Origin of the sequence: Mycolicibacterium sp. Y3, assembly GCF_051188035.1 — a bacterium.
Lineage (GTDB): Bacteria > Actinomycetota > Actinomycetes > Mycobacteriales > Mycobacteriaceae > Mycobacterium > Mycobacterium fluoranthenivorans.
On the sequence record NZ_JAVQLT010000001.1, the window covers coordinates 5,526,083 to 5,541,759 of the forward strand.

At 66.7% G+C, this 15,677-nt stretch carries 15 protein-coding genes; 6 read left to right on the forward strand and 9 right to left on the reverse strand.

Annotation, left to right across the window (positions count from 1 at the left end; translation table 11 throughout):
* Nucleotides 1–66: 66 nt before the first annotated feature.
* Genes mftD through mftA form a run of 4 tightly spaced genes read right to left on the reverse strand, consistent with a single transcriptional unit; the run spans nt 67 to nt 2,902 of the window.
* Entirely contained in the window at nt 67–1,254 is a 1,188-nt protein-coding gene (gene mftD, locus QN239_RS27015) for a pre-mycofactocin synthase MftD (protein WP_499015000.1), read from the reverse strand.
* A 3-nt stretch (nt 1,255–1,257) separates the two neighbouring features.
* Nucleotides 1,258–2,496, reverse strand: coding sequence for a mycofactocin radical SAM maturase (mftC, locus tag QN239_RS27020; protein WP_499016983.1), 1,239 nt, complete (start codon nt 2,494–2,496; stop codon nt 1,258–1,260).
* 2 nt (nt 2,497–2,498) lie between these two features.
* Nucleotides 2,499–2,801: a mycofactocin biosynthesis chaperone MftB gene (gene mftB / locus QN239_RS27025; RefSeq protein WP_499015002.1), complete on the reverse strand. Its 303-nt coding sequence runs from the start codon at nt 2,799–2,801 to the stop codon at nt 2,499–2,501.
* A gap of 2 nt (nt 2,802–2,803) precedes the next feature.
* On the reverse strand, nt 2,804–2,902 hold the full coding sequence (mftA, locus tag QN239_RS27030) for a mycofactocin precursor MftA (protein ID WP_167156845.1): 99 nt from the start codon (nt 2,900–2,902) through the stop codon (nt 2,804–2,806).
* A gap of 106 nt (nt 2,903–3,008) precedes the next feature.
* Here mftA and mftR point away from each other — a divergent pair, with 106 nt between their 5' ends.
* Complete coding sequence (gene mftR, locus QN239_RS27035) at nt 3,009–3,599, forward strand: mycofactocin system transcriptional regulator MftR (RefSeq protein WP_499015005.1); 591 nt, start codon at nt 3,009–3,011, stop codon at nt 3,597–3,599.
* Between the two features lie 112 nt (nt 3,600–3,711).
* Here the strand turns inward: mftR and QN239_RS27040 are convergent, their stop codons facing one another.
* Both QN239_RS27040 and QN239_RS27045 read right to left on the reverse strand, forming a co-directional pair.
* Entirely contained in the window at nt 3,712–4,902 is a 1,191-nt protein-coding gene (locus QN239_RS27040) for an NAD(P)/FAD-dependent oxidoreductase (RefSeq protein ID WP_499015006.1), read from the reverse strand.
* 45 nt (nt 4,903–4,947) lie between these two features.
* Entirely contained in the window at nt 4,948–5,394 is a 447-nt protein-coding gene (locus QN239_RS27045) for an Rv2324 family transcriptional regulator (protein WP_499015008.1), read from the reverse strand.
* A gap of 115 nt (nt 5,395–5,509) precedes the next feature.
* On the opposite strand from QN239_RS27045, the gene ddaH reads away from it, so the two are divergent.
* Genes ddaH through QN239_RS27065 form a run of 4 tightly spaced genes read left to right on the forward strand, consistent with a single transcriptional unit; the run spans nt 5,510 to nt 9,987 of the window.
* Complete coding sequence (ddaH, locus tag QN239_RS27050; protein WP_499015009.1) at nt 5,510–6,355, forward strand: dimethylargininase; 846 nt, start codon at nt 5,510–5,512, stop codon at nt 6,353–6,355.
* Nucleotides 6,352–7,587 carry an ornithine--oxo-acid transaminase gene (gene rocD / locus QN239_RS27055; protein WP_499015011.1) on the forward strand — a complete coding sequence of 412 codons (1,236 nt, stop codon included), beginning with the start codon at nt 6,352–6,354 and terminating at the stop codon, nt 7,585–7,587. Before ddaH ends, rocD begins: the two co-directional genes overlap by 4 nt.
* A gap of 25 nt (nt 7,588–7,612) precedes the next feature.
* Nucleotides 7,613–9,109 (forward strand): amino acid permease, encoded by a 1,497-nt coding sequence (locus QN239_RS27060; RefSeq protein ID WP_499015013.1) that lies wholly within the window; start codon nt 7,613–7,615, stop codon nt 9,107–9,109.
* Complete coding sequence (locus QN239_RS27065) at nt 9,106–9,987, forward strand: universal stress protein (RefSeq protein ID WP_499015015.1); 882 nt, start codon at nt 9,106–9,108, stop codon at nt 9,985–9,987. Before QN239_RS27060 ends, QN239_RS27065 begins: the two co-directional genes overlap by 4 nt.
* A 62-nt stretch (nt 9,988–10,049) precedes the next feature.
* Here the strand turns inward: QN239_RS27065 and QN239_RS27070 are convergent, their stop codons facing one another.
* From QN239_RS27070 to QN239_RS27080, 3 genes are all read right to left on the reverse strand, one after another.
* Nucleotides 10,050–10,904, reverse strand: coding sequence for a mycofactocin-coupled SDR family oxidoreductase (locus tag QN239_RS27070; protein WP_499016984.1), 855 nt, complete (start codon nt 10,902–10,904; stop codon nt 10,050–10,052).
* Between the two features lie 55 nt (nt 10,905–10,959).
* Nucleotides 10,960–12,219, reverse strand: coding sequence for an arginine deiminase (locus QN239_RS27075; protein WP_499015016.1), 1,260 nt, complete (start codon nt 12,217–12,219; stop codon nt 10,960–10,962).
* Between the two features lie 108 nt (nt 12,220–12,327).
* Nucleotides 12,328–13,176 carry an SHOCT domain-containing protein gene (locus tag QN239_RS27080; RefSeq protein WP_499015018.1) on the reverse strand — a complete coding sequence of 283 codons (849 nt, stop codon included), beginning with the start codon at nt 13,174–13,176 and terminating at the stop codon, nt 12,328–12,330.
* Between the two features lie 178 nt (nt 13,177–13,354).
* Between QN239_RS27080 and QN239_RS27085 the strand changes: the two genes are divergently transcribed.
* The gene (locus QN239_RS27085) at nt 13,355–15,628 is read left to right on the forward strand and encodes a sensor histidine kinase (protein ID WP_499015020.1); all 2,274 of its coding nucleotides are present in this window, start codon (nt 13,355–13,357) and stop codon (nt 15,626–15,628) included.
* Nucleotides 15,629–15,677 lie beyond the last annotated feature (49 nt).

Consider the following 15,677-nt stretch of genomic DNA (forward strand, 5'->3'; position numbering starts at 1 on the left):
TGATTTGCATTGCGGGGCGTGGCTGGCGGACGGCGGGTCACGGCAGCCACGTCAGCCACGTCAGTATCAGCCGGCAGGAATCCCGAGGGCTCGAGTGAAACCTTGCGGAATCAAAATGTCGTCGGCGGTCAGATCGTGGATCGAGGCCTTGCCCAGCCCGCGCAGCGCCGAGTCGATCCCGCCGTGCATGATGTCGAGCACGTTTTCGACACCGGTCTGCCCTTCGGCGGCCAGGCCCCACAGGTAGGCGCGGCCGATCATGACGGCCCTGGCACCGAGCGCCACGGCCTTGACCACATCGCTGCCGCGGCGGACGCCGCCGTCGAGCAACACCTCGATCTGGTCGCCGACCGCATCGGCGATCGCAGGCAGGCAGCGGATGGCCGCCGGGGTGCCGTCCAGGTTGTTACCACCGTGGTTGGACACCGTGATCGCCGAAACCCCGGCATCCACAGCGCGTTTGGCATCATCGACACGCACCATGCCCTTGAGCAGGAACGGTGCGTCGGGCCACTGCCCACGCAGCCACGCGATGTCTTCCCAGGTAGGCGGCGGGGTACCCATCCACTGGCCGTAGGCCTCGAAGAAGGTCGGCCCGGGTTCCCCGCGCCTGCCCTGGTTGGGAACCCGCAGGTCCGGCGGACGCAGATGCTTACCGAAACTCCAGAGCCAGCGCGGTTTGGAGATCACCTCGGGGGACATCTTGATCATGGTCTTGAGATCCATCCGCTCCGGGATCTTGGGGCTGCCCCAGTCCCGGCCGTGGCTGAAACTCCAGTCCGTGGTCGCGATCAAGCCGGCGGCTCCGGCGTCCTTGGCGCGCTGCACCCGCTCGGCGATCTCCTCGCGGCTGCCCAGCCAGTAGATCTGGAAGAAGACCTTGTCGTTGACCGCGGTGACTTCCTCGATGGGCTTGCTGGCGAACGAGGACAACCCCATGGCCGTACCGCGGGCCGCCGCCGCGCGGGCCACCGCGACCTCACCGTCGGGGTGCACCGCCTGCACCCCGGTCGGCGAGATGATGACGGGCAGCGAAATATCTTGCCCCATCACGGTCGTCGCCAGATCGCGCTTCTCGGTGGCGCCGATGACGTGCGGGGCGAAGCCGAGTTCGGCGAACGCCTCGACGTTGTCGGAGACCGACACACCCTTCTCGCTCGCCGAGATCAGCGAGGAATAGGCGGATTTGGGCAGCCGCTTCTTCGCGCGCTGCTGCGCGATGGCGACGGTTTCGAACCAGGTATCGCGGGCCATGATCTACACAGGACTTTCATTACAGAACGACTTGGGCGGGCGAGCAGGAGTGATGAGCAGTTTCAGCGGGATCGGGCCCTGGGCGGGGCGAGCGAAGCGACGGGAAGTGTTCGGTCCGCCACTTCGCGAGTGGTCGACGCTGGGCTTGGGCTTGTCCCGCTCCAGCGCCAGGGCCGGCTCCCCGAACCCCTGGACGCACTCGGGATCCGGGCCGTCCATCGGCAGCCCGGTGAAGAACTTCGCGGCCATGCAGCCACCACGGCAGGCGTCGTAGTGCCCGCACCCGGTGCAGGCCCCGGCCGACTGCGGTTCACGCAGTTCGTTGAAAAGCCGGGAGTTCTGCCAGACGTCCTGAAATCCGTTGCTGGTGAGCACGTTTCCGGCCAGGAACTTCTCATGGATGGCGAACGGGCAGGCGTACACGTCACCCACCGGATCGATCAGGCAGACCACCCGCCCCGCGCCACACAGGTTCAGACCCGCAAGCGCGCCGGGCTCGCCGAGGCCCGACAAGTGGAAGAACGAGTCACCGGTGAGCACGCGCTCGCCCTTGGCGACGAGCCAGTCGTAGAGCTGGACCTGCTGAGCGGCGGTCGGGTGCAGTTGGTCCCAGACGTCCGCGCCGCGGCCCGAGGGACGCAACCGGGTGATGCGCAGCGTGGCTCCGTAGTGATCGGCCAGTGCCTTGAAGTCGTCGAGCTGGTCCACGTTGTGCCGGGTCACGACCACGGAGATCTTCGCGTCCTTGAAACCCGCCGCGGCGAGATTCTCCAGCGCACGGACGGCCATGGCGAACGAACCGGGGCCGCGCACCTCGTCGTTGACCTCGGCGGTCGCACCGTCGAGCGAGATCTGGACGTCGACGTAGTCGCTGGCGGCCAGCTTCGCAGCCACCTCCGGGGTGATGCGCACGCCGTTGGTCGAGAACTTCACCCCGACGTGATGTTCGGTCGCGTAATCGACCAGTTCCCAAAAGTCCGACCGCACAGTCGGTTCCCCGCCGCCGATGTTCACGTAGAACACCTGCATGCGCTCGAGCTCGTCGATGATGTCCTTGCACTGTTGAGTGCTCAGCTCACGCGGGTCGCGCTTGCCCGACGCCGAAAGGCAGTGCACACAAGACAGGTTGCAGGCGTAGGTCAGCTCCCAGGTCAAACAGATGGGGGCGTCCAGGCCGCGCTCGAACTGATCGACCAGCCGGGGCACGGGTTGCATTGCCGGCGCGTGCGCCGATTCCATCATCGTCACTCGGAAGTCTCCCTCGGGACCAGCATCTGGGACTGTGCGAGCACGCTCAGCGCGTGCAGATAGGGGCCCTGCGCGTCATCGTCGATACCGGCGGCGCGGCAGGCGGACCGGACGTCGGGGTGGTCAGCCAGCGAGCTGACCACCTCGACGATGGTCCGGTTCTTGAGGAACGACAGCTTCCGGGTACCGAAGTGATACAGCAACGCCCCGAACGGTTCCGGCCGCACCGCCACCTGGCGGTGCAACGTCCAGGCCGACGCGGGGTCGAAGGCCGGTGCCGGGGCTGTCGGCGCCGACATGGTCAGTAGACCCCGCACATCCCGTCGATCGAGACCTCTTCGACGAGAGACTCGGTGACGAGCTGCGAAGTGACCGCTTCGGCCTGCTGATTGGGTTCCATGGACTGCCCCTTTCGTTACCGTGAGAGTTACCGCGGGGTCTCGACAACTGTGACCCACGCCGCACACAATATGGCATCGAGTGCCGAAATGGAAGGGTGGTAGGCGATGAGCGTGGGACGGCGCCCTTCGACCACCCAGGGCCACATCAGCGGGGTCGCCCTGGAGCTCTTCGCGACCCGGGGTTTCGACGATGTCAGCGTCGAGGATGTGGCCGCCGCGGCGGGCATCTCCCGGCGGACCCTGTTCCGCTACTTCTCGTCCAAGAACGCCATCCCCTGGGCCGACTTCGACGCACACCTGCAGTACCTGCGCGATGTACTCAACGCGGTGCCGCCGGACGTGCCGCTCGATACCGCCTTGCGCGCAGCGTTGTTGACGTTCAACGACTTCAGCGCCGAGGAGACCCCACAGCACCGGCAACGGATGCGCGTCATCCTGGAGACCGATGCGCTGCAGGCCTACTCGATGACGATGTACGCCGGGTGGCGCGAGGTCATCGCCGCGTTCGTGGCCCGCCGACTGGGACTCAAGCCCGCCGACCTGGTGCCCCAGACCGTGGCGTGGACGGCGTTGGGCGTGGCGCTGACCGCTTACGAGCTGTGGCTGGCCGACGAATCGGTATCCCTGCCCGAGGCACTCGGCGACGCCTTCGACGTGGTGGGCCGCGGGCTCGGCGAACTCACCCCGGGGAACTGAACGAAAATTCCTCGCCCAAACCGAGTCTGTCCGGGCGCGCGGTTCTACCTCGGCCGGCACCGAGCGATTTGTGTACGTTCACCGGCGGTGGGCGCCGGTGAACGTACACAAATCACGGAAGAACGTCGGCGATCGGGGTGGCCGCGGCGATCTTGCCGCGGGCCTTCATCACCTTGCCGGGCATGCCGCCGCCGACCACGGCGGTCAGCACACCGTCGCGCTCGTAGTAGGCCAGGAACTTGCGGCCGTCGTCCTCGACCAGGTGCACGATGTCGTCGGCGGCAGGCTCGCCGAGACACTGGATCTTCACGTCGTACTGGTCGCTCCAGAAGTACGGCACCGTCGTCACCGCGGCACCGGCTTCCCGACCGAGCAGCGCAGGCACCAGGGCGCGAGCCTGCTCGGCCACGTTGCTCCAATGCTCAACGCGCACTTGATGGCCCACCTCGGACCGCCAGGACGCGACATCTCCGATGGCCCACACGTGCGGCGCGCTGGTTCGGCCGGCGTCATCACAGACCACGCCGTTGTCGACCTCGATACCGCTTCCGTCCAGCCAGCCGGTGACCGGATGCGATCCGATACCGACGACCACCATGTCGGCCTGGAGTTCGGTGCCGTCGGACAGCACGACCGTCTCGACCGTGTCGGTACCGCTGACCGAGGCCACCCCGACACCGCAGCGCACCTGCACGCCCTCGGCCTCGTGCAGCCTGGCCACCAGTGCGCCGATCTGCTCACCCAGCACCGAGGCCAGCGGCGTGGGCTGCGGCTCGACGATCACCACCTCGACACCGAGTTGGCGCAGGCTGGCGGCCACCTCGCAACCGATGAACCCGGCGCCGACGATCACGGCGCGCCGCGCGGTCGCCGCATGCGCCCGCAGGGCCGCGCTCTCGTCGATGGAACGCAGGACCCGGATGCCCTCGAGGTCGGGGAAGGATGGAATACGTTTGGGCACAAGACCGGTGGCGATGACAAGGTCGTCGTAGCCGATGACCGAGCCGTCCGCCAGCGTCAGTGTCTGGGCGGCGGTGTCGACCGATGCCGCGGCAGAGCCCAGGCGCAGGGTGATGTCGTTCTCGTCGTAGAACTCCTGCGGCTTCAGGACGACGTCGTGCTCGGGGTTGCGCAGCACCTCCTTCGACAGAGGCGGCCGGTCGTACGGCAGATGCGTCTCATCGCTGACGATGGTGAGGGGCCCGGTGTATTCGGCGCGGCGCAATTGCTCGGCGGTGCGGGCCGCGGCCAGTCCACCACCGACAATGACGATTCCACCATTAGTTGTCACGTGGGTCTTCATACACGATGACAGCGGCGTTCTGCCTGTCCACCCCACTGGTACTGCTCAGGACCGGGCCCGCTCGATGATGTTGGACAGCACCACAATGCTCTCACTGCGTTCGATATCGGCGCTGGCCCTGATGCGTTCGAGCGCCTCCTCCAGGTGCCGCATGTCACGAGCGAGCACGTGCAGGATGGCATCCGAGGTTCCGGTCACCGTGGCCGCGCTGACCACCTCGGGGATGTCGATCCAGGCTTGGCGCAACTCGGCGGGCGCGATGGTGCCATGGCAGTACACCTGCACATAGGCCTCGGTGCCCCAGCCGAGAGCATTGCGGTCGACGACGGTGGTGAAACCACGGATGACCCCGTGATCGAGCAGGCGATCCACCCGACGTTTCACCGCAGGTGCCGACAGATTCACCCGTTCCCCGATCTCGGCGAAGGTGGCGCGCGCGTTGTCGGTCAGTTCGGCCAGGATCCGCTCATCGGTGTCGTCCAACCGGTCCAATACCCCTCCTCACACAACAGAACGCCATTTATCGACACTGTACGCAATGATTCACCCTCTACAACGCAATATATGGCGATTGATTGCATGCTAGGGGCACGTTTACCGTTGAATCATGACGATTTCCGAGGTCGCCAGCCACTCCGCCCTGCCACCGACCCGTGCCGCCCGCACCCGCCACTACGCCATGACGGCGCCCACCCACTTCGCCGTCGAATACGCGATCAACCCCTGGATGGACACCTCGACCCCGGTGGACGCCGGACTCGCATGGCAGCAGTGGGAGAACCTGCGGCACGTCTATCTGGACCTCGGCCACTCCGTCGATCTGGTGGCACCCGAACCGGGCTTGCCCGATATGGTCTACGCCGCCAACGGCGGGCTGCTCGTCGGTGGCCACGCCATCGTCGCCCGCTTCGCCTATCCGCAACGGGCCGGCGAGGCTGACGCCTACGCCGCGTGGATGAGCAGCCGGGGACATCAGCCCGTGCAGACCCGCCACACCAACGAGGGCCAGGGCGATCTCCTGGTCGCCGGATCGAAGATCTTGGCCGGACATGGTTTTCGCACCGACCCGCGGGCGCACGACGAGATCGCCGACATCACCGGCCTCCCGGTGATCGGCCTGGAACTGGTGGATCCCCGCTTCTACCATCTGGACACCGCGCTGACGGTGCTCACCGACGATGTCATCGCCTACTACCCTCCGGCGTTCACCGATACCGCCCGCGCCACTCTGGAACGACTGTTCCCGGACGCCATCCTGGTCACCAGTACCGATGCCTTCGTGCTGGGCCTCAACGCGGTGTCCGACGGCCGCCATGTCGTGCACCCCGCCGCAGCCACCGGTTTTGCGGCGCAGTTGTCGGCCGCGGGCTTCGAGCCGATCGGTGTGGACCTGTCCGAACTCCTCAAAGGCGGCGGATCCGTCAAATGCTGCACCCTGGAAGTCCATTCATGACCATCCTGGACGGTGTGAAGGTGGATCTCACCCGCGACGCGATCTCGCTCGACGAGACGTACACCGCGCACAACTACTCCCCGCTGCCCGTCGTCGCGGCCTCGGCGGAGGGTGTGTGGATCACCGACGTGGAAGGCCGGCGCTACCTGGACTGCCTCGCGGCGTATTCCGCGGTCAACTTCGGCCATCGCCACCCGGAGATCACGGCCGCCGCACACGCCCAGCTGGACACCGTCACCCTGGTCAGCAGGGCGTTCCACTCCGACCGACTGGGGCCGTTCTGCGCCGCACTGGCCCGGATGTGCGGCAAGGAGATGGTCCTGCCGATGAATACCGGCGCCGAGGCCGTCGAGAGCGGTATCAAGGTGGCCCGTAAATGGGGCACCGACGTCAAGGGCGTCCCGGCGAACCTGGCGAATATCATCGTGGCACGGAACAACTTCCACGGCCGTACCACGACCATCGTGAGCTTCTCCGATGACGAGGCGGCACGCGGCGGCTTCGGCCCCTTCACCCCCGGGTTCCGCTCGGTGCCCTTCGGAGATGCCGACGCGCTGGCCGACGCAATCGACGAGCACACCGTGGCCGTGCTGCTCGAGCCCATTCAGGGCGAGGCCGGCATCATCGTCCCGCCCGATGACTTCCTGCCCCGGGTGCGCGCGCTGTGCACCGAACACCGCGTGCTGATGATCGCCGACGAGATCCAGTCCGGACTGGCCCGCACGGGTCGCACCTTCGCATGCGACCACTGGGGCGTGGTGCCGGATGTGTACCTGCTGGGCAAGGCGCTCGGCGGCGGGGTGGTGCCGGTGTCGGCGGTGGTGGCCGACCGCGACGTGCTCGGCGTGCTGCATCCGGGCGAACACGGTTCGACCTTCGGCGGCAACCCCCTGGCCGCCGCCGTCGGCAGCACCGTGGTGGGAATCCTCGAAGGTGGCGAATACCAGGCTCGTTCGGCCGATCTGGGGGCACATCTGCATGCCCGCCTGACCGCGCTGAGTGGCCGTGGCGTACTCGCGGTACGCGGCAAGGGCCTGTGGGCCGGCGTCGATATCGACCCGCGACTGGGCACCGGGAAACAGGTCAGCCTGCGACTGGCCGAGCGCGGCGTCCTGGTGAAGGACACCCACGGCCACACCCTGCGCTTCGCCCCTCCTCTGGTCATCACGAGGGACGAGATCGATTGGGCGATGGACCAGTTCACCGAAGTTCTGGCCGACGTAGTCCACTAGCGACCGACCCACTGCAGGGAGCAGCATGACCGAACCGGCGATCACCCTCACCGAACAGATGCTGCGCCGCAGGCCGGTGCTCGGTGCACCCGTGGCCCATGGCGCCGCCCAGGAACTCAAGCGCACGATCGGCGTGTTCCAGCTGACGATGTTCGGGGTGGGAGCCACGGTCGGCACGGGCATCTTCTTCGTGCTGTCCGAGGCAGTGCCCGAAGCAGGCCCGGCGGTACTGCTCTCCTTCGTGCTCGCGGGGATCGCCGCCGGGCTTGCTGCCATCTGTTACGCCGAAATGGCGTCGGCTGTGCCGGTGTCCGGGTCCACCTACTCGTACGCGTACACCACCCTCGGCGAGTTCGTCGCAATGGGCGTGGCCGCCTGCCTGCTACTGGAATACGGCGTGTCGACCGCCGCGGTGGCGGTCGGGTGGAGTCAGTATCTCAACAAGCTGTTGGCCAACATCTTCGGATTCCAGTTGCCGCATGCCATCACCGCCGCACCGTGGGATACCGAGCCCGGCATCATCAACCTGCCCGCGATCATCCTCGTCGTCATGTGCATGCTGCTGCTGATCCGGGGTGCCTCGGAATCGGCCAAGGCCAACACCATCATGGTGCTCATCAAACTCGGCGTGCTGGCCATGTTCGCGGTGATCGCGTTCACGGGATTCACCACCAACCACTTCGCCGACTTCGCTCCGCTGGGTTGGGGCTCGGTCGGACTCGCGGCGGGCACCATCTTCTTCTCCTATATCGGGCTCGACGCCGTTTCCACCGCCGGCGACGAGGTCAAGGATCCGCAGAAGACCATGCCCCGCGCCATCATCGCCGCACTGCTGATCGTCACCGGTATCTACATCCTGGTTACATTCGCCGCATTGGGCGCGCAGGACTGGACGGGCTTCGCAGGCCAGGAAGCCGGGCTGGCCCAGATCCTCGACGACGTCACCGGATTCAAAGGCTGGAGCACGGTACTCGCCGCAGGAGCGGTCATCTCGATCTTCTCGGTCACCCTGGTGACGATGTACGGCCAGACCCGCATCCTGTTCGCGATGGGTCGCGACGGACTTCTCCCGTCGATGTTCGCGAAGGTCAACCCGCGCTCCATGACCCCGGTGAACAACACCATCGTCGTGGCCATCATCGTGAGTATCCTGGCCGGCTTCGTCCCGTTGGACAAGCTGGCCGACATGGTGTCGATCGGCACACTCACGGCCTTCATCGTGGTGTCCCTCGGGGTGATCATCCTGCGTCGCCGCGAGCCCGACCTACCCCGTGGGTTCAAGGTGCCGCTGTACCCGGTCACCCCGATCCTGTCGATCGTGGCCTGTGCCTACATCCTCTACAGCCTGCACTGGTACACCTGGCTGGCGTTCGGTGGATGGGTCGCGGTCGTGCTCGTGTACTACCTGGTGTGGGGGCGACATCACAGCGCGCTCAACGACGGCGGCGACAGCGTGATCGACTCCGCCGCAACGGGTATCGACGACGTGCAGATCATCACACCCTCGAAGGACAACACATGACCGTGCTCGTCGGGTACCTGGCCGGCAAGGGCGGCCTGTCGGCCCTGCACCTGGCCATCGAGGCTGCACGGACCCTCAAGACCGGACTTGCCGTCGTCACGGTGGTACCGAAGCCGTGGACCACACCGTCGCCGGCGCGCATCGATGCCGAATACGCCCAATACGCGGACGCTGTCGCTGCGGACTCGGCCGCCCAGGCCGGCGCGTGCATCGCCGAGCTGGCCCCAGACCTGGAAGTGACGTTTCACAAATACGCGCACCGGTCGGTACCCGGTGGGCTGCTCGACGCCGTCGAGGAGTTGGACGCCGATGCCCTGGTACTGGGCTCGGCGGCGGACGGCAAGCTTGGGCAGGTGGTGGTCGGGTCGACGGCCGACCGGTTGCTGCATTCCGCGCCCATCCCGCTGGCGATCAGCCCTCGCGGCTACCGGGGGTCCAAAGGTGCCGCGCTGAAACGAATCACCTGCGCCTACCCCGGCACCCCGGAAGCCGTATCGGTGGTGGCACGGGTGGCACAGCTGGCGGCGCGACTGGCCGTACCGATGCGGGTGGTGACGTTCGCGGTGCGGGGCCGCACGATGTACCCGCCTGAGGTCGGGTTGCACGCCGAGGACGCCATCCTGACCGAATGGGCTCGGCACTCGCGAGAAGCACTGGCCCGGTTGAAGTCCGACGGTGTGGTGGCCGAGGATGTCGCCCTACAGGTGGTCACCGGCAACGGCTGGGATCAGGCCATGGACGCCACCGATTGGGTCGACGGTGAACTGTTGGCGCTGGGCACCTCCCCGCGCGGGACGGTCGCCAGGGTGTTCCTCGGATCCCGCGGCACCAAGATCGTGCGGCACAGTCCGGTACCGGTGCTGGTGCTCCCGGGATAGGTGGCGTTCGTGCGTCGCAGTACGCGCTGGGCTAATAGTTCCGGCCACGCCGGCCGGCACGGCTAGTACTTGAGCACGCCCCGGTCGACGGCGATCTGGCTGCCCGACAGCGTCGCCGACGCGTCACCGGCCAACCACGCCACCACATTCGCGACCTCCTCGGGCGCCATGAACGCCGCGAGTCCCTCGTTCTTGCCGTCCGTCACCTTGTGATACGGCATCGGGGCGAAACTGTGCAGGAAGCTCGGGAACTTGGAGAAGATGGCCGCCATCGCCTCGGGCTCGATCATCGGGGTGTCGATGGAGTACGGGTGGATCGAATTGACCCGAATCCCGAACTCCCCCACCTCAAGTGCCAGCGAGTTGGTCAGCCCCACCAGGCCGTGCTTGGACGCCGCGTAGTGCGAGTTGCCCGGGGTCGCCTTCACCCCCGCCGAGGAGCTGACGATGATGATCGATCCGCCGTTGCCCGCTTCGATCATCGCGGGCACGGCAGCCTTGATCGTGCGCCAGGTGCCGTTGAGGTTGACGTCGATGACGGTGTCCCACTGCTCGGGCGTCAGCTCCCACACCCGGCCCCAACTGAGCACACCGGCATTGGCGACCACCACATCGAGACGGCCGAACTGCTCCACACCGTCGGCGACCAGCTGCTGCTGGGCATCGAAGTCACGGATGTCGACCGCCCGCGCCAGTACCTTGCCGCCGGCCGCCTCGACACCGCGCACGGTCTCCGCCAGATCGTCGGCGGTGGCCGCCGGATAGGTGATCGTGTCCGATACCGGCGCGCAGATATCGGCGGCGATGATGTGGGCGCCTTCGCTGGCCAGCCGGATCGCATGCGCCCGGCCCTGGCCGCGCGCGGCTCCCGTCACGAATGCCACACGTCCCTCGAGGGATCCGTTACCCGCCGCCATCGCCGGTCCTTTCGTCAAACCCGGGCCCAGGCTAGCAGTCCGATTGGAACGTGTTCTAGTAACGGATCGCATCGCGGATGATCGGGCACGTCATACAGTGCCCGCCGCCCCGGCCGCGGCCCAGCTCAGCGCCCACGATGGTGATCACCTCGACGCCGGCCTTACGCAACAGCGAGTTGGTATGGATGTTGCGGTCGTAGGCGAATACCACGCCGGGCTCGACGGCGACGAGGTTGTTGCCGCTGTCCCACTGCTGGCGTTCCGAGTCGTACCGGGTGCCGCCGGTTTCGACGACCCTGAGTTCGGCCAGCCCCAGCGCCGCCGCGACCACCTCGACGAAAGGCCTGGTCTCCTCGATCACCTCGATTCCGGGTGCGGCGTCCGAAGGCACCAGGGTGAACGGGGCGATGCCGTCGACGATATCGGGATAGATCGTGACGACATCGCGGTCGGCGAAGGTGAAGACGGTGTCCAGGTGCATGGCGGCGCGCAGTTTCGGCATGCCGGCGACGATCACCTTCTCGGCTGCCCCGGCGGCGAACAGCTCCGACGCGACCTGGGTGATGGCCTGGCGCGACGAGCGTTCACTCATCCCGATCAGCACCACGCCGTTGCCCGGGATCAGCACATCGCCACCCTCCAGAGTGGCCAGGCCCCAGGTCTTCTCCGGGTCACCCCACCACACCGTGGAACCGGTGTAGTCGGGGTGGAACTCGTAGATGGCCTTCATCAACAGTGTTTCGTCATGCCGGGCCGGCCAGAACAGCGGGTTGAGCGTCAGGCCGCCGTAGATCCAGCACGTCGTGTCGCGGGTGTACAGGGTGTTGGGCAGCGGCGGCATCAGGTACTCGGTGACGCCGCCGTCTTCGCGAGCCAGCGCGCGGTAGCCGGTCCGCACATCGGCGGGTAGATCGCGGGTGGCCATGCCGCCGATGAGGAATTCGGTGAGCCGGCGCGGCTGCAGCGAATCGAGGAATCCCCGGGTGTCGTCAACCAAGCCCAGGCCGACCTCGTTGGCGACGATCTTGCGGTCCATCAGCCACGACCTGGCTGCCGGGATCTCCATGGTCTCGGCGAGCAGATCGTGCAGCTCGACGACTTCCACATCGCGGTCGCGCATCTTGTCGATGAAGTCGAAATGGTCGCGCCGGGCGTTCTGCACCCAGAGCACGTCGTCGAACAACAGGTCGTCGCAGTTGGTCGGGGTGAGCCGTTCGTGCGCCAGCCCAGGCGAGCACACCAGCACCTTGCGCAGCTTGCCCACCTCGGAGTGCACTCCGTACGCCGCAGAAGGTGCCTCGTGAGATGCAGCCATCGAAAGTCCTTTCTCTCGAAGTCGCGAATCCGAGAAGGTCAGCGCCGCAAGCGAACCGAACGCGGCCACCATCACCTCGGCACGCACTGGCCGCGCACGGTCATGGAGTCACAGCGCAGCGATGATCTGCTGTCGCTTGCTGGAGTATTCGTCCTCCGAGATCGCTCCGGTGGCCCGCAGCGTCTCCAGTTCCTGCAGACGCTGGGCCACCGACGGCGCGGGAGGTGCCGGTGGGACATAGCCGGCGGGGGCGGGGGCCGCCGGGGGTGTGGGCGCCGGGGCGGAGGGCGCCTGCTGTGCGGCACCGGCCCGGCGAACCACCGCCTGCACCTGCGCCCGTGCCGCCGGATTGCTCCGAAGATCGATCATGCCGTTCATGCCGATGTTGTTGGCCTTGAGGATTTGCAGGATCTCCATCAGCGGACCGACCTGGCCGGACAGGTCGTAGGTTCGGTGGTCCTCATCGATCGTGAACGTCGCGGGTACCTGCCCGTTGATCAAGGCGCTGCGCTCCCAGTCGATCTGGAACTGGTTCGTCGCCGGGTCCACCAGCACCACGACCTTGCGGGAGGTGAGCGTCCCCAGCCGGGTCACGCTGGCGATGACGCGGTCCTCGGCGGTGAACGGCGCGATACCGGGGCCCGAAATGTGCAGATTGAGTTTCACCAGCGGTTGGTCGTTGATCCGGGTGCCGGTTTCGCCCATTCCGGTGATCTGCGCGAGCGCGAGCACACCGCTCGCTTCCAGCGCCTGGGTCCGCGCGGCCGATCTCGCACCGAAGTTGGCCAGCGCCAAGGCAATCAGGACGTCGGCCGCGGTGATGAGCAGACCGACCCAGAACATCCATTTCAGCAAAGAGCTCTCGCCGATGGCGAAGTACACGACGAGAAAGATCGGTCCGACCAGGCCGCCGCACAGCAACACCATCAGCTGCGCCTTCACGTATCGCCCCACCATGCGCCACGCTCCGTTCGAAATCGACGAAGCCAGACTAACGCCAACCAGCGCATTTTGGAGGCTCGCCAAAATGAATTGGGCGCTTCCCGTCGGACCAACTACTTGCGTGTGCAATCAATGGCGGCATTGTCCACCATTTGACCGACGGTGCCGTAGACGTTCGTGCCTAGAATTGCGTATGCTCAAGCCCGACCAGGACATCCGGGGTGTCCATGTGTCCGAGCGACAGGTGATCAGGCGCGGCCAGGACCTGGCCATCATTCTGCTCAACACGGTCACCCTCGTCGCCGCTTCGAGCACGCTGCTGCTTCCCGGGACGTCCGACTCCACGCCCGGCACGATCCTGCTCGCAGCACTGGGCTGCTGGGCGGTTTTCCGTCTCTTCACCCGGTCGCGCGCGCTTGGCTTCCAACTGGTCGACTTCGGCTACGTGCTGGTCGTCGCCGCGGCGATCCCCTGGTTCGAGTCGAATCCCGGCAATCTCTACACCAACTCGGTACCGCAGGTCATCGCCGGTACCGCCGTCATCGCCTTCACCATGGCCCAACCCCCGAAGGTGAGCTTTCCCGCGGCCGCACTGATCACGCTGGCCTATGCGTTCGGCTGCGCGCAGATGATCGGCTGGCCCGACGCGGTTCGAGTGCCGATGTTGTTCTACATGCTCGGCATCGAATGGGCCATCGCCGCGGCGCTGCTGGCGGCCGGTCTGGCCGTGGCCCGCCAGGTCGATCGGGTCCGCGCCGACAACCACGATGCTGCCCTGCGTGATGCGATCGCGGCGGCGGTGCGCAACTACGAACTCGAACACCTGGCACTGGTGCACGACACCGCTGCTGCGACGCTGCACCTCGTCGGCGAGGGCGCCGACATCTCGTCCGAACGCGTTGCGGCACAAGCCCGCCGGGATCTGGAGCTGCTGACCGGCGGACCCACGGCACGGGAGCCACTGCCCGATACCGATATCGTCGCCGCACTCCGGCTGGAGATCGCGCACTTCCCGGTGCAGATCGCCCTGACCGGTATGCCCAGCCTCGTACTCACCGGATCCCGGGCCCGTACGGTGCTGGCTGCCGTGCGGGAGGCGCTCAACAACGCCGAAAGGCATGCCGACGCAGCGCACATCGAGATCAAGGTGGCAGCCACCTCGGTCACCGTGATCGATGACGGGACCGGGTTCGACCTGGCCACCACCAGCCTCGGCCACGGCGTCGCCGAGTCCATCGTCGCCCGGATGCGCCGAGCCGGCGGCAGCGCCACCGTGTACTCCGCTCCGGGCAGCGGCACCGAGGTGACACTGACGTGGGCGCAGTCACCAGATGTCGCCCCCACCAACGCGATCGTCGACGATATCGATCACCTGACCGAACGCACCCTGGTCCAGTTCGGTCTCGGCATCATCGTCTTCGGCCTGGTTCAGCTGTTGGTCTCGGTACCGTACGCGGCCGCCCGCACCGGTTCCCCGGTACTCCAGCTCGGACTGGGCTGTATCGCGGCTCTGGTCATCATCGCGGGCGTACCCCGGGTGCTCAACCGCGGTCCCGACGTCACGATCCCCGCCCTCGTGATCATGGCTGTGGTGATCGCCGTCCAGTCTCTGTCGGTGCCCGCGGACATGCTGGGCGGCCCCATCCAATGGCCACTCGTCGCGACGGGACTGTGCGTCCTGCCATTCGTCCTTCGGCTGCGGGTTCGGCACGGCGCCGCGGTCATGGTCGCGTTCTGGCTCGGTACCGCGATCCTCACCTTTGTTCGGCAGCCGGACGTCACCATGGCGTTCAACCTGGCTCTGTACACCGCCGGTGTCGTCATGGTGCAGATGTTCGCGCTGGTTTTTCCCGAGCTGCTCCGCAACGCCACCATCGCCGCCGCCACAGAGGCCAGGGAACGATGGGCGATAGCCGACCGGAACCGTATCGCCGAAGCGCTGCACGACGATTACGTGCGCCGCACATCGAAACTGATCCGCGGGGTGTTCCCCCTGCTCCAGACGCTGAGCACCGGCGTCATCGACGCCGAGACCAGGCAGCGGGCGCGGCTGGAATCACGGCGGCTACGGCTCTACATCTTCCAGTCCCGCACCTTCAGCCATCCGCTCGTCGCCGAATTACGGGCCGCCGTCGACCAAGCCGACCGGCGCGGGGTGATCGTCACGATCAACACGGACAGCGACTTGCCCTCACTCGACGCGCACACCCGCCGCGTCGTGCTGACGCCGCTGCGTGACGCGTTGGGTCAGGCGCGCAAGCATGCCCGGATCGGTCTGACGGTGGCAGGTGGCGAGCTGGTCGCCAGCATCGTCTGCGATATCGCCCGAGTCGCACCGCTGCGGGCGTACAGCACACATCCGAACGTCGAGGTCACCGTGATCGCCGACAAGGTGTGGATCAGCGTGCATCACCCCCTGGCGGCCACACCGACCACGGCAGAGGCCCAGCACCACAGCATCGCATGAAGCGCGTTAGGATCTGCCCATACATCAGTATTGTTAGCCGAGTTTCCTA

What these genes read in the sequence shown, in the direction of transcription:
- mftD (WP_499015000.1), bottom strand. Translation starts at nt 1,254, where the DNA reads ATGGCCCGCGATACCTGGTTCGAAACCGTCGCCATCGCGCAGCAGCGC.
- mftC (WP_499016983.1), bottom strand. Translation starts at nt 2,496, where the DNA reads ATGATGGAATCGGCGCACGCGCCGGCAATGCAACCCGTGCCCCGGCTG.
- mftB (WP_499015002.1), bottom strand. Translation starts at nt 2,801, where the DNA reads ATGTCGGCGCCGACAGCCCCGGCACCGGCCTTCGACCCCGCGTCGGCC.
- mftA (WP_167156845.1), bottom strand. Translation starts at nt 2,902, where the DNA reads ATGGAACCCAATCAGCAGGCCGAAGCGGTCACTTCGCAGCTCGTCACC.
- mftR (WP_499015005.1), top strand. Translation starts at nt 3,009, where the DNA reads ATGAGCGTGGGACGGCGCCCTTCGACCACCCAGGGCCACATCAGCGGG.
- QN239_RS27040 (WP_499015006.1), bottom strand. Translation starts at nt 4,902, where the DNA reads ATGAAGACCCACGTGACAACTAATGGTGGAATCGTCATTGTCGGTGGT.
- ddaH (WP_499015009.1), top strand. Translation starts at nt 5,510, where the DNA reads ATGACGATTTCCGAGGTCGCCAGCCACTCCGCCCTGCCACCGACCCGT.
- rocD (WP_499015011.1), top strand. Translation starts at nt 6,352, where the DNA reads ATGACCATCCTGGACGGTGTGAAGGTGGATCTCACCCGCGACGCGATC.
- QN239_RS27060 (WP_499015013.1), top strand. Translation starts at nt 7,613, where the DNA reads ATGACCGAACCGGCGATCACCCTCACCGAACAGATGCTGCGCCGCAGG.
- QN239_RS27065 (WP_499015015.1), top strand. Translation starts at nt 9,106, where the DNA reads ATGACCGTGCTCGTCGGGTACCTGGCCGGCAAGGGCGGCCTGTCGGCC.
- QN239_RS27070 (WP_499016984.1), bottom strand. Translation starts at nt 10,904, where the DNA reads ATGGCGGCGGGTAACGGATCCCTCGAGGGACGTGTGGCATTCGTGACG.
- QN239_RS27075 (WP_499015016.1), bottom strand. Translation starts at nt 12,219, where the DNA reads ATGGCTGCATCTCACGAGGCACCTTCTGCGGCGTACGGAGTGCACTCC.
- QN239_RS27080 (WP_499015018.1), bottom strand. Translation starts at nt 13,176, where the DNA reads ATGGTGGGGCGATACGTGAAGGCGCAGCTGATGGTGTTGCTGTGCGGC.
- QN239_RS27085 (WP_499015020.1), top strand. Translation starts at nt 13,355, where the DNA reads ATGCTCAAGCCCGACCAGGACATCCGGGGTGTCCATGTGTCCGAGCGA.